The sequence below is a fragment of the Effusibacillus pohliae DSM 22757 genome (genome assembly GCF_000376225.1).
GTDB classification, from domain to species: domain Bacteria; phylum Bacillota; class Bacilli; order Tumebacillales; family Effusibacillaceae; genus Effusibacillus; species Effusibacillus pohliae.
On record NZ_AQXL01000134.1, the window covers coordinates 108,439 to 121,336 of the forward strand.

General features: G+C 57.9%; 7 protein-coding genes and 6 tRNA genes. 12 read left to right on the forward strand and 1 reads right to left on the reverse strand.

Going from position 1 to position 12,898, the window contains the following annotated elements:
* The first annotated feature begins 179 nt into the window (after positions 1-179).
* The 3 genes from C230_RS20890 to C230_RS20895 all read left to right on the forward strand — a co-directional run bounded on the left by C230_RS20890 (position 180) and on the right by C230_RS20895 (position 3,724).
* Positions 180-1,766, forward strand: a complete 1,587-nt coding sequence (locus tag C230_RS20890; protein ID WP_018133318.1) for a copper resistance protein CopC — start codon at positions 180-182, stop codon at positions 1,764-1,766.
* Between the two features lie 97 nt (positions 1,767-1,863).
* A complete protein-coding gene (locus C230_RS0117310) occupies positions 1,864-2,823 on the forward strand; it encodes a TIGR03943 family putative permease subunit (protein WP_018133319.1) in 960 nt (319 codons plus the stop codon).
* A 1-nt stretch (position 2,824) separates the two neighbouring features.
* Entirely contained in the window at positions 2,825-3,724 is a 900-nt protein-coding gene (locus C230_RS20895) for a permease (protein ID WP_018133320.1), read from the forward strand.
* A gap of 155 nt (positions 3,725-3,879) precedes the next feature.
* Here C230_RS20895 and C230_RS0117325 read toward each other — a convergent pair whose 3' ends face one another.
* On the reverse strand, positions 3,880-4,785 hold the full coding sequence (locus tag C230_RS0117325; protein WP_018133321.1) for a LysR family transcriptional regulator: 906 nt from the start codon (positions 4,783-4,785) through the stop codon (positions 3,880-3,882).
* A gap of 201 nt (positions 4,786-4,986) precedes the next feature.
* Here C230_RS0117325 and gltB point away from each other — a divergent pair, with 201 nt between their 5' ends.
* The 9 genes from gltB (at position 4,987) to C230_RS0117375 (ending at position 12,710) form a co-directional block, all read left to right on the forward strand.
* Positions 4,987-9,585 (forward strand): glutamate synthase large subunit, encoded by a 4,599-nt coding sequence (gene gltB, locus C230_RS0117330; RefSeq protein ID WP_018133322.1) that lies wholly within the window; start codon positions 4,987-4,989, stop codon positions 9,583-9,585.
* Between the two features lie 289 nt (positions 9,586-9,874).
* Positions 9,875-9,961, forward strand: a tRNA-Leu gene (locus tag C230_RS0117340).
* An 11-nt stretch (positions 9,962-9,972) separates the two neighbouring features.
* Positions 9,973-10,059: transfer RNA gene (locus C230_RS0117345), tRNA-Leu, on the forward strand.
* A 60-nt stretch (positions 10,060-10,119) separates the two neighbouring features.
* Positions 10,120-10,196, forward strand: a tRNA-Pro gene (locus tag C230_RS0117350).
* 21 nt (positions 10,197-10,217) lie between these two features.
* Positions 10,218-10,293 (forward strand) — tRNA-Phe (locus C230_RS0117355).
* Positions 10,294-10,323: 30 nt separating this feature from the next.
* Positions 10,324-10,399, forward strand: a tRNA-Thr gene (locus C230_RS0117360).
* Positions 10,400-10,405: 6 nt separating this feature from the next.
* Positions 10,406-10,490: transfer RNA gene (locus C230_RS0117365), tRNA-Tyr, on the forward strand.
* Between the two features lie 96 nt (positions 10,491-10,586).
* Complete coding sequence (locus tag C230_RS0117370; RefSeq protein ID WP_018133324.1) at positions 10,587-11,975, forward strand: RsmB/NOP family class I SAM-dependent RNA methyltransferase; 1,389 nt, start codon at positions 10,587-10,589, stop codon at positions 11,973-11,975.
* 9 nt (positions 11,976-11,984) lie between these two features.
* The gene (locus tag C230_RS0117375) at positions 11,985-12,710 is read left to right on the forward strand and encodes a pseudouridine synthase (RefSeq protein WP_018133325.1); all 726 of its coding nucleotides are present in this window, start codon (positions 11,985-11,987) and stop codon (positions 12,708-12,710) included.
* Positions 12,711-12,898: the final 188 nt, after the last annotated feature.

Below are 12,898 nucleotides of genomic sequence, written 5' to 3' on the forward strand. Positions count from 1 at the left end.
CATAGTCGCAAGCATATAACCGCGTGGCAGCAACGGGGCACAAACAAACCACATCGGTAAAACCATTGAAAACGCCTGAAAAAATCGGTACACTGGCGGGGAAAGAGTGAAACGACCGGTGCCAGGCAACCGGTTTCGTTGCATGCGGAAGAATCGGAATCGAAACGGGTGAATGGTTCATGAAACGTTTGAAGATCTGGTGGATGGGCTTCCTGTTGGCGTTGTGCATCGCTCCGTCAGCCGCTTTTGCGCATGCGAACCTATTGACGATGACGCCCCATAATGGACAAGTCGTCCCCGCCAGCCCGGAAGAAATCGCTTTGGAGTTCAGCGAACCGCTGGAACCGGATTTGATCGATCTCAAAATGTACGACTGGAATGCGCGGCCCATCCAGCTTGACGGGCCCAAATTGACACCGGGCAAAGCGTCCCGGATGTACGCGAAACTTCCCCGGTTGGAGGAAGGGACATATACCGTCGTCTGGAGCGTCGTTTCGGAAGACGGCCATCCGGTCAACGGCTCCTACGCTTTTTCAGTGGGCAGCGTTTCGCCGGGCGAAACGGCGCCGATCGGCGAGAACTCGCTCGATCAAAAGAAATTTTTGCTGATCGCTCTCCGGTACCTGGTGGAAGCAAGCATCCTGCTGGCAAGCGGTCTGGCCTGGCTTGCCTGGTTTGGGAAGCGATTCGGTTTGCCGAGTTTTGCGCAACTAGCGGGACGCGGGTGGCGACTCGGCTGGCTGCTGTTGGTTGGCGGTTTGATCGGCGAATGGTTCGTGTATTCGGCAACCTTGCCGGGGGGCGGTCTGACATCGCAGCTGCTGGCTGGCAAGTGGAAACTGCTCGGCCAATCCCCGTTTGCCGGGATGGTGCTTGCGCAGTTGGTGCTGCTCTGCTTGCTGGCGATCCCCCGGATGGTGGAAGGCTGGTACCTGTTCATTTGGCTGCTGCTTGCGGGCAGTCTGGCGTTTGGCGGCCACGCATGGGGGATTGAACCGCTGTGGCTCGCTTTCCTGCTGCGAATCGTGCACTTGCTGACGATTGCCATTTGGCTGGGAGGACTTGGCTGTTTGCTGCTCGCTTTGCGCTGGGAATGGACCAGCGGGCAGCCGATCGACCGGGCCGCTTTCCGGCCGTTTTTTGCACGCGTTGCCTCATTTGCGGCAGGCGCGATACTGCTGACCGGAGTTGGCATGGCGGCGATCCAGACCGATTGGACATCGCTTGTGCAGCGGGGCGGCGCGTGGGGAAACCTGCTGCTTGTCAAAATCGGCCTGATCGCAAGCATGCTCCTGTTGGCGCTGAACCAGACCCGCCGATGGAAACGGGACGGTCGCACATTGTCACAGAGTTTGTTGCGCTGGGAAACGGCGGCCGGTATGCTGGCGCTCCTGGCTGGCGTGTGGATGAGCCAGATCGCCTATCCGCTGCCGGTCAAAAGCTATTCGGAAACACTGCAGGCGGATCGGCTGCAGGCTGTCGTGCAGATTTCCCAATTGCAGCTCGGCTGGCAGACGATGACGATCCGCCTGCCGGATACGGCGGCCGGCATGGAACCGAAGCAGGTGCAGGTGGAACTGAATATGACCGAAATGGATATGGGGCTGGAACCGATCCCGGCCCGTAAACTCGACAAAGGATCCTACCAGGCGGATCTGCCGTTTACCATGTCGGGAAAGTGGACGTTTGTGATCGATGCCGAGTATCCGGATGGCAGGCACATCCGATGGACGGATACGGTGTTCATACCAGGCGGGGGCGAATAACAAATCGTAATAATTCTTATTTACAAGCGTAAGCATCCATTGTAGAATGGGGTCGGACAGACTCGGATCACAATCGGCAGTATGAAGGAGAATGAAAATGAGGCGGATTCGGTTGGATATGGGACGACTTGCACAGGCGTTGATCCTGTTCGGCTTCTGCGTGTTTCTGATCAAGCTGTTTCAAACGGGGGAGATCCACAAATTGGTGTCCCCGACTATGGCGGTCTTGCTGCTGATCACACTCGGCGTTCTGATCGTCATGACTATTTATGCGGCGATCACTGTGTTTCATGCGGCAGACTACTGCAGCCACGCGCACGGCCATTCACATCACCACCATGAACATGAGCACCGATCCGGGCCGCGCAAAAGCTGGATTGTTTTCCTGGTACCGGTGTTGTTGGGGCTGGCTGTTCCGACGCAGTCGCTCGGCAGCTCGATGCTGAACAGCGGCCTGTACACAACCCAGCCGGCAAGACCTCCGGCCCTGATCGAGAACAAGCAGACCGATCCGGGCGTCTCCCCGGCGGTGCCGCAGCAGCAGACTGCAGCCGGCAGCTCTGCGGCAAGCGACAAGGTGGACTTGAGCAAAGTGCCGAAAGCGGAGGTCAAGGGAATGCCGCTACCGCCCAAACCGGCACCCGGCTCCCGCTTGCCGTTGATCGAACTGGAGAGCAACATCCTGCTTGCACCGGAGTATTATTTCAACCAGCGTTTTCGGTTTCAGGGGCTGGTGTATCACCCGCCGGGGTGGCCGGACAACCGGCTGATCCTGATGCGCTTCGTGATGGTGCATTGTGCGGCCGACACCGTTCCCCTGGGCATTACGGTGGAAATGAAAGATGCGGCCAAGTATCCGAACGATACCTGGCTGGAGATCGACGGCACGCTGTCGGCCCGCAAGTGGCCGGAAATCGACCGGGTGCCGCCGGTGAGCTGGTATTACGGCTATGAACTGAAGCCCGTGCTGATCGCCCACAGTGCGCAGAAAATTCCGGAACCGAAAGATCCTTATGAGTATCCCCCAAGCATCAACCTGGCAGGGGGAGGGAAGTAACATGTGGCAAGGCGCACAGACGATTTTTTTGTCGATTGTGCTGGAATCGTTGCCGTTCATTCTGCTGGGCGTCCTGCTGTCCTCGCTGATCCAGGAACTGGTGTCGCAGGACGCCATGCTGCGATTGATGCCGAACAATCGGGTGCTCGCCGTAGTGGTTGCCGGCTTGCTGGGGCTGGTGCTGCCCGTTTGCGACTGCGGCACGATTCCGGTCGCCCGCAGCCTGATGCGAAAAGGGGTTTCCGTCTCGGCGGCGATGGCTTTTACGCTGGCGGCGCCGGTGGTCAACCCGTTGACGATGACGGCCACCTACGTGGCGTTCGGCATGAATCCCGCGATGATGTGGGCGCGGGTAGCGGCCACATTCGGAATCTCGGTTGTCGTCGGTTGGTTCCTGTTGTCGATCGAAGCGAAAGCCGGCAGACGGGCGATCGCTGCAAAGTATGAACTGCCTGTGTTGGAATTGGCGGCAACCGCTGCCGCCCCACCGCCTCGCCGGTCGGCCCGGAGTGTTTTCAGTGCGGTGATCGGACATGCGATCATCGAATTTTTCGAAGTCGGGGTGTTTGTCATTCTGAGCGCAGCGGTGGCTGCCCTGCTGCAAACGTTTTTACCAGCGTCGGTGGTGACTTCGATCGGGCACCATCCGGTCTGGTCGGTGCTGGCAATGATGGGGCTGGCGATTCTGCTGTCTCTCTGCTCGGAAGCGGACGCGTTTGTCGCCCGCTCGTTGGCGGGCCTGACCACCAACGGCGGCGTACTGGGATTTTTGGTGATCGGCCAGATGATCGATTTGCGGAACATGTTTTTGCTCCCTCGCGTGTTTCCCCGTTGGGCGGTGAAGCTCGCCTTCTGTCTGGTGATCGTGCTCACCCTCGGATTGGGAATCTGGATCAATTGATTGGCACTCTGCTTGCCCAGGCGTTGCTGGTGCCGGCCGCCTATTGGGTGAAATGGTTGAGTGCGCTGTTTGCATGAGGTCCGCTCGCCTGCCGGGCACCGGCGCTGCATCCGTCTTCCGCGACACCCTGCATCAGTCGCCAGCAGGCGAAACGTTCACTGGCTGAACTTGTTGAGAGCGGTGAAAAATTCCTTCAGAAACTCGTAGAACAGCTTTTCCGAAGGCGCCAGCTCACGGTTGTTGGGAATGATGACGCCGACCGTGCGCGTCACGTTCGGTTCGATCACTGGAATTTTAACGGTTGTGCGCGGTGTGTTGTCGATCAGCGTCACTTCCGGCAGCAGCGTCACCCCCAGCCCGGCGGCGACCAACCCTTTGATCGCGTCAATATCCTCCCCTTCAAACGATACGTTCGGTTGGAAGCCCACCTGCTGGCACGCATCCGTCACGATTTTCCTCAGGACAAAGCCAGTGGGAAACAGCACGAACGAATCGTTGCGCAGTTGGTACAGACGGATCGCCGATTGCTCGGCCAGCGGGTGGTGGGAAGGCAGCAGGGCGACGATTTGCTCGACGAAAAAAATCTGCCCGCGCACCTCCCTGTCATTTGTCGGTACGGGACCGACAAACGCCAGATCGATCTCCCCCCTGATCACCGCGTCCCTTAAATAGGACAGGGAACCTTGCCGCAATTCAAATCCGACATCCGGGTACTGCGAACGAAACGCCGAGATTACGGTCGGCAGCGTATGAGCCGCCAGGCTGCTGGGAAAGCCGACGCGGATCGTGCCCCTTTCCGGATCGAGAAACTCGTCGATCTCCTGTTTCGCTTTGTCGATCTCTTTCATCGCCATTTCGATGTGCTCCAGAAAAATCTTGCCAACCGGAGTCAGCCGCACATTCCGCCCCTCCCGGATGAACAGCTGGACCCCCAGCTCCTCTTCCAGATTGACGATCTGCCGGCTGACGGCCGATTGCGCCACATGCAGAGCGTGCGCCGCTTCCGTCACATGCTCCCGTTTCGCTACCTCAATAAAATATTTCAACTGCCGCAACTCCATCCAAATCCCCTCGATTTGTATCGTTCTCTTTTTGCGATCATTTTTATCTAAATTATATATTGTTAATATGAATGTTCAACCCTAAAATAGATATCAACCGTACTGTTTGATGTGCGTTCGATTCGTACAGAGAGAAACCGGACAAAGAAAAAAAGGCGCCGGTAAATTTGCAAGATTTCAACAGAAGAAGGAGTGGAGGTCATGACGATGCGAGGGTTGCCGGGCAAGCAGGGGCTGTATGACCCATCCTATGAACATGATGCGTGCGGGATCGGTTTTATCGCCAACCTGAAAGGGAAAGCGTCGCACGAAACGGTGAAAAAAGGGTTGGAGATGCTGTGCCGGATGGAGCATCGGGGGGCGCTTGGCAGCGACCCGGAAACGGGCGACGGCGCCGGCATCATGCTGCAGATTCCGCATGCGTTTTTTGCGAAAACCTGCGGCGAGGCGAAGATTGAACTGCCTGCACAGAGCAGATATGGCGTCGGCATGCTGTTTTTGCCGATGGATGAGACTCGCCGGGCAGTTTGCGAGAAACGGCTGGAATCGATCATTCAGGCGGAAGGGCAGCACCTATTGGGTTGGCGCACCGTTCCGACCGACAGCGGCAAAATCGGCCAGTTGGCGAGAGCGAGCCAACCGTTCATCCGCCAGGTGCTGATCGGCGCTAGCGACGACATCGCGGATACGATCTCGTTTGAACGAAAACTGTATGTCATCCGCAAGCAATTTGAAAAAGCGGTCGGCCGCGATGTGTACGTCGCAAGCCTCTCAAGCCGGACGATCGTCTACAAAGGGCTCTTAACGCCGCAGCAGTTGGGCGATTTTTACCTGGATCTGCGGGATCCGTCGTTCGCGTCCGCCTTTTCGCTGGTGCACTCGCGCTTCAGCACGAACACGTTCCCGAGCTGGGAGCGGGCGCATCCGAACCGCTATCTGATTCACAACGGAGAGATCAACACGCTGCAGGGTAACATCAACTGGATGATGGCGCGGGAAAAAATGTTCGCGTCGGACGCTTTCGGCGACGACATCAAAAAAGTCTTGCCGATCATCGACATGGAGGGCAGCGACTCGGCGATTCTGGACAACTGTTTTGAATTTTTCGTGCTGGCGGGACGCTCCCTGCCGCACGTGGCGATGATGATGATACCGGAACCGTGGGATCAGGACCCCCACATGACCGACCCGAAAAAAGCGTTTTACGAGTACCACAGCTGCCTGATGGAAGCGTGGGACGGCCCAACCGCCATCTCGTTTACGGACGGAAAACGGATCGGAGCGATCCTCGACCGGAACGGCCTGCGTCCGGCCCGTTACTATGTGACGACGGACGACACGATCATCTTTGCGTCCGAATTCGGCGTGCTCGACGTGCCGGAAGAAAACGTGCTCCAGAAAGGGCGCCTCAGCCCCGGCCGGATGCTGCTGGTCGATCTCGAACAGGGACGGATCGTGTCCGACGAGGAGATCAAACATCAGATCGCAAGCGAACATCCGTACCGTAAATGGCTGACAGACAACCTGCTGCCGCTGGAAAATCTGCCGGCGGCTGATGCGGAACCGGAGCTGGACAGCAAGACGATTTTGCAACTGCAAAAAGCGTTCGGCTATACGCAGGAAGAACTGAACAAACAGCTGGCGCCAATGGTGACGGAAGCGAAAGACCCTCTTGGCTCGATGGGGATCGATACGCCGCTGGCCGTGCTGTCCGACCGGCCGCAGCTGTTGTACAACTACTTCAAACAGTCGTTTGCGCAGGTGACCAACCCGCCGATCGACGCGATCCGCGAAGCATGCGTCATTTCGACGGTGACGACGCTCGGCTCGGAAGGCAACCTGCTGCAGCCTGACGCCGCAAACTGCCGTCGCATCCGGCTGGAAATGCCGATTTTGTCCGATGAACAATTGGCGCAGCTGCGGTACAATCCGCATTCCGATTTTAAAGTGAAGACGCTGCCGATCCTGTTCCCGGCTGCCAACGGCGAAGAAGAGCTGGAGAATGCGCTCGACCGGTTGTTCGCGGCGGCCGATGCGGCGATCGAAGACGGGTACAGCCTGCTGATCCTGTCCGACCGGGGAATCGATTCGGAGCGGGCGGCCATTCCGGCATTGCTGGCTGTCAGCGGTCTGCATCATCATCTGGTCCGTCAGGGCACGCGGACGAAAGTCAGCCTGCTCGTCGAATCGGGCGAACCGCGCGACGTGCACCAATTTTCGATGCTGATCGGTTACGGTGCGGACGCGGTCAACCCGTATCTGGCGATCGCCACGCTGAAACAGTTGATCGAACAAAACGTGCTGGCGGATGTGACGCATGCGGAAGCGGTGGAAACATATATCCGCACGGCGACGGAAGGCGTCGTCAAGGTGATGTCGAAAATGGGCATCTCGACGGTGCAGAGTTATCGCGGCGCGCAGATTTTCGAGGCGATCGGGATCGGCCAGTCGGTGATCGACCGTTACTTCACCCGTACCTCGTCGCAAATCGGGGGGATCGGGCTCGCTGAGATCGCGAAAGAAACTCTGATGCGGCACGCGCAGGCGTTCCAGTCGGAAGCAGCAGACAAGCTGGAGCCGGGCAGCGATTTTCAATGGCGGCGTGACGGCGAGTATCACGCGTTCAACCCGAAAACGGTGCATACACTGCAGCGGGCTTGCCGCCAGGGCGACTACGGATTGTTTAAAAAATATTCGGAGATGGCCAACGAGCAGCAGCTGGCCTTCCTGCGAAACCTGTTCGAGTTCAAGACCGACCGCCAGCCGGTGCCGATCGACGAAGTGGAATCGGTCGAATCGATTTGCCGCCGCTTCAAGACGGGCGCCATGTCGTACGGCGCGCTGAGCCAGGAGGCGCACGAAGCCCTGGCGATCGCGATGAACCGGATCGGCGGCAAAAGCAACAGCGGTGAGGGCGGTGAAGATCCAAAGCGCTATGTTCCGGATGAAAACGGCGATTCGCGGCGCAGCGCGATCAAGCAGGTGGCGTCGGGGCGGTTTGGCGTCACCAGCCACTATCTGATCAATGCGGACGAGATTCAGATTAAAATGGCGCAAGGAGCGAAACCGGGAGAGGGCGGCCAGCTGCCGGGCAACAAGGTGTACCCGTGGATCGCGGAAGTGCGCGGCTCAACGCCGGGAGTCGGCTTGATTTCGCCGCCGCCGCACCATGACATCTATTCGATCGAAGACCTGGCACAATTGATTTTTGACCTGAAAAATGCGAACCCTGCCGCCCGCATCAGCGTCAAACTGGTGGCGAAAGCAGGAGTCGGCACGATCGCGGCCGGAGTGGCAAAAGGGCTGGCCGACGTAATCGTGATTAGCGGGCACGAAGGCGGCACGGGTGCGTCGCCGCGCACCAGTATCAAGCATGCCGGCCTGCCGTGGGAACTGGGGTTGGCGGAAACCCACCAGACCCTTTTGCTGAACCGTCTGCGCGATCGGGTGGTACTGGAGACGGACGGCAAGCTGATGACCGGCCGCGACGTAGTCATCGCCGCTCTGTTGGGAGCGGAAGAGTTCGGCTTCTCGACCGCTGCGCTGGTGGTTCTCGGCTGCGTGATGGCGCGCGTCTGTCATCTTGACACATGTCCGGTTGGCGTCGCAACGCAAAACCCGGAACTGCGCAAGAAGTTCATGGGCGACCCGGAGCATGTCGTCAACTTCATGCGCTTTGTCGCCCAGGAAGTACGGGAAATCATGGCGCAGTTGGGCTTCCGGACAATCGAGGAAATGGTCGGCCGCACCGATGTGCTGACCGTTGGCGAACGGGCGAAATCGCATTGGAAAGCCAAGCATCTGGACCTGTCCCCGCTTTTGTACCAGCCGGATGTGCCGGTGGAAGTCGGCCGATTCTACCGGCAGCCGCAGGATCACAAGCTGGATGAAACGCTCGACCGACAGCAGCTGCTCAAGCTTTGCGAACCGGCGCTGGTGGGAGGGCAGCGCGTACAGGCGACACTGCCGATCGGCAACACGAACCGCGTCACAGGCACGATCCTCGGCAGCGAAGTGACCAAACGCTGCGGGGCGGAAGGATTGCCGGAAGATACGATTCGCCTGCATTTCAAAGGATCGGCCGGGCAAAGCTTTGGCGCGTTCATTCCGAAAGGCATCACGCTGACCTTGGAAGGAGACGCCAACGATTACGTGGGCAAAGGCCTGTCCGGCGGCAAGATCGCGATTTACCCGGCGGAAAACGCAACGTTTGTACCGGAAGAAAATGTGATCATCGGCAACGTGGCATTTTACGGAGCCACCGCAGGTGAGGCTTACATCCGCGGCATCGCCGGCGAACGATTCTGCGTCCGCAACAGCGGTGCGCACGCGGTGGTGGAAGGAGTCGGCGATCACGGATGCGAGTATATGACGGGCGGACGGGTCGTCATCCTCGGTCCGGTCGGCAAGAATTTTGCCGCCGGCATGTCGGGCGGTATCGTCTACGTGCTGGCACAAGAGGCGGAGCGGTTAGCAGCGCTTTGCAACCGGGAGATGGTGCTGTTGGAGGCGTTGCAAGATGAGCAGGAAATCGCAGAAGTCAAATCCATGATCGAAAAGCATGTGGAGTACACGGGGAGCCGGCACGCACAGGAGATTCTCGACCAGTGGGAGCAGATGGTCGGCAGGTTCGTGAAAGTGATTCCGAAAGATTACAAGCGGATGCTGGAATCGATCGAGCAGTTGAAGCAATCCGGGCTGAACGAGCCGGAAGCGATACTTGCCGCGTTCGAAATCAACAAAGAGAAAAGTGGCAAGCAAGCGGCGAAAAAGATCGATCCGCAGCCAATTCTGTCTTAAAAATCGGCAGGATACGATCGGCGGCGAGGGCAGCGAGAGAGCAAACCCGCCGCCTTTTTCATTTGATCGTTGACTGCACTCCCGATCGTTAAAGAAAAACAAAGAAATCGGAAGAATAGCGGCGAATGTTTCGGATTTTGGCGAAACAGAACCGTTTTTTGTTCCCGTTTGATCGTCCGGCCGGATTGTGGGAAGCGGCAACACGTGGTATGATACCATTTGTCGCGACAAAACAACGGTAGACTGAAGGCAAGCGATCCCAATTGCCAGTCTGGCAAACGAAATATACGCGGTCGTGGCGGAATTGGCAGACGCGCAAGATTCAGGTTCTTGTGGGTGCAAGCCCGTGGAGGTTCAAGTCCTCTCGACCGCACCAAATGTTACTTGGCCGGTGTGGCGGAATTGGCAGACGCGACGGACTCAAAATCCGTTTCCCGCAAGGGAGTGGGGGTTCAAGTCCCTTCGCCGGCACCATCAGTGAGATGTCGTAAAGGGTTCGGCGCATTGTAAGCCGTGCCGTTTTGCGGAAGATGTCGGAATGTAGCGCAGCTTGGTAGCGCGCACGCTTCGGGAGCGTGAGGTCCAGGGTTCAAATCCCTGCATTCCGACCATTTTTTATGCAAGTTCACTTTGGCTCGGTAGCTCAGTCGGTAGAGCAGAGGACTGAAAATCCTCGTGTCGGCGGTTCGATTCCGTCCCGAGCCACCACCAAAACAAAGTGACGCAGCAAAAACAAGTGCCACCTTAGCACAGTTGGTAGTGCACATCACTCGTAATGATGGGGTCGCCGGTTCGAGTCCGGCAGGTGGCTCCATTTTTTGGAGGGGTACCAAAGTGGCCAAATGGGGCGGACTGTAAATCCGTTGGCTTTGCCTTCGTAGGTTCGAATCCTACCCCCTCCACCATAGTCTGATGAAATCGCATACGGGTGTATACATTAACAAACGGGGGAGCGGGGACTCCCTCGTTTTCTTTTAACCAGCGGGAAAGGAAGTGACAGGGTGAAGTTGCCTCCCGTGTTTCTCGAGAAAATGGAGCGGCAGTTGGGCAGCGAGTTTCCGCGATTTTTGCAAAGTTACGAGCAGCCGAGGGCGGCCGGATTACGGGCCAACCGCTTGAAAATTTCGCCGGAAAGGTTGCGGGAACTGCTCCCTTATTTGCAGGAGCGGGTGCCTTGGTGCAGTGACGGTTTTTATTACAATGAAGCGGAAGTCAGACCGGCGAAACATCCTTATTACTACGCGGGCCTCTATTACATACAAGAACCGAGCGCCATGCTGCCTGCCGAACTGCTGCAGGTTGGCCCGGGGGAGCGCGTGCTCGATTTGTGTGCGGCGCCCGGCGGCAAATCGGTGCAGCTTGCTTCGCAACTGGGCAGGGAAGGGCTGTTGGTGGTGAACGATCCGCATCCGCAGCGGGCGAAGGTACTTTTGAAAAATATCGAGCGCTGCGGCATCGTCAACGCGATTGTGCTGAACGAGACGCCTGAGCGTTTGGCAGCCGCTTTCTCCCGTTTTTTTGATAAAATTTTGGTGGACGCGCCCTGTTCCGGCGAAGGCATGTTTCGCAAAGAGCCGGAGATGGCTCACCGCTGGAGCGAACAGGAAGTGGCCAAATACTCGGCGTGGCAGGCGTCGATTCTGGCCGCTGTCCCGGCGATGCTGCGTTCTGGCGGAGAAATGGTGTACTCCACGTGCACCTTTTCGGGAGAAGAAAATGAACAGCAGGTGGACCGCTTCCTATCCGCCCATGCGGAATTCGAACTGGTCGGGATGCGTCGGCTGTGGCCGCATGAGGTGAAGGGCGAGGGACATTTTGCCGCTAAAATGAAACACGTTGCCGGGCACACTAGGGGCAGCGAAAGCGAACGCGCTGCCGCCATCCGGAAGCCGCAAACACCTCCTGTTTCGGCGGCAGCCCGGCAAGCGATTGCCGAATTTTCGCGACAGGTGTGGGGCTATCCGGATCTGTGGCGGCAGTTGCTGCCTGCCGGCGGAACGGTGGTCGAACGATCGGGTCATCTGCTGTGGGAAAGCGACGAATTGCCGCCGCTGCGGGGGCTGAAAGTGATTCGTTCCGGCTGGCTGCTGGGTACGGTGGAAAAAGGCCGGTTTCGCCCCAGTGCCGCCTTTGCGCTCGGACTGCCGCCAGAGGCTGTGCAAGCTGCGGTGCAGCGGTGTGACCTGTCAGCAGCAAGCGAGCAGGAGAATTATCTGGTAGTTCGCTATTTGCGCGGGGAGACTCTGCAGTACGAAGGAAACGTGTGGGCCAAGGGATGGCATCTGGTGACGGCCGACGGGTTTCCGCTCGGTTGGGCGAAGGGAGCCGGCACCTGGCTGAAAAATGAGTTTCCTCCCGGTTGGCGCTGGGAAGACGGGGAAGAGCGATGAGGTGGAACGATGGCGGAAAAAGCGACGCAACGGCTGGATAAAATGTTGGCGCATATCGGGATTGGCACCCGCAAGGAGATCAAAAAACTGGTGAAAGAAAAGCGGGTGACGGTCAACGGCGAACTGGCGAAAGACCCCGGTATGCATGTTTCGCCCGACCGCGACCAGATTCGGGTTGACGGGCAGGCGGTCGAATACCGGGTGTATATCTATTTGATGATGAACAAACCGCAGGGAGTGATTTCCGCGACGGAGGATGGGCTGTCGGAAGTGGTGATCGATTTGTTGGAGCCGCAGCATTCCGCATTTCATCCGTTCCCTGTTGGCCGGTTGGACAAGGATACGGAGGGCCTGCTGCTGCTGACGAATGATGGCAAGCTGGCCCATCAACTGCTGTCACCGAAAAAACATGTACCCAAAACGTATTACGCCGTGATCCGGGGAACCGTGACGGAAGCGGATGCGGAAGCGTTTCGGGCAGGTGTCGTTTTGGACGACGGGTACCGCACTCTGCCGGGCGAATTGACCATTCTCCGTTCCGGGCCGGAATCGGAGATCGAATTGACCATTTATGAAGGAAAATACCACCAAGTCAAGCGCATGTTTGAGGCGGTCGGCAAGCAGGTGACGTATTTGAAGCGGATTGCGATGGGGCCTTTGGCGTTGGATGAAACGCTGGAACCGGGCGAGTATCGCGAGCTGACGGATGAGGAAGTGGCGATGCTGCGGGGGTGACGGACACAGGCAGCTGCTTACGACATGCCGCGTTTTTGCGGGCGATGAGGCGGCTCATGATTTACAAGAGTTCGTCAAGCTGCATCGAACCCTGGTCCCAATTAGTGATCGCTTGCGTGGAAGCCAGCACGTTCGTTCTGCATCGATTGATAAGGTTTACATAATAAAATTATAGGAAATTGCGAACA

What these genes read in the sequence shown, in the direction of transcription:
- C230_RS20890 (WP_018133318.1), top strand. Translation starts at nt 180, where the DNA reads ATGAAACGTTTGAAGATCTGGTGGATGGGCTTCCTGTTGGCGTTGTGC.
- C230_RS0117310 (WP_018133319.1), top strand. Translation starts at nt 1,864, where the DNA reads ATGAGGCGGATTCGGTTGGATATGGGACGACTTGCACAGGCGTTGATC.
- C230_RS20895 (WP_018133320.1), top strand. Translation starts at nt 2,825, where the DNA reads ATGTGGCAAGGCGCACAGACGATTTTTTTGTCGATTGTGCTGGAATCG.
- C230_RS0117325 (WP_018133321.1), bottom strand. Translation starts at nt 4,785, where the DNA reads ATGGAGTTGCGGCAGTTGAAATATTTTATTGAGGTAGCGAAACGGGAG.
- gltB (WP_018133322.1), top strand. Translation starts at nt 4,987, where the DNA reads ATGACGATGCGAGGGTTGCCGGGCAAGCAGGGGCTGTATGACCCATCC.
- C230_RS0117375 (WP_018133325.1), top strand. Translation starts at nt 11,985, where the DNA reads ATGGCGGAAAAAGCGACGCAACGGCTGGATAAAATGTTGGCGCATATC.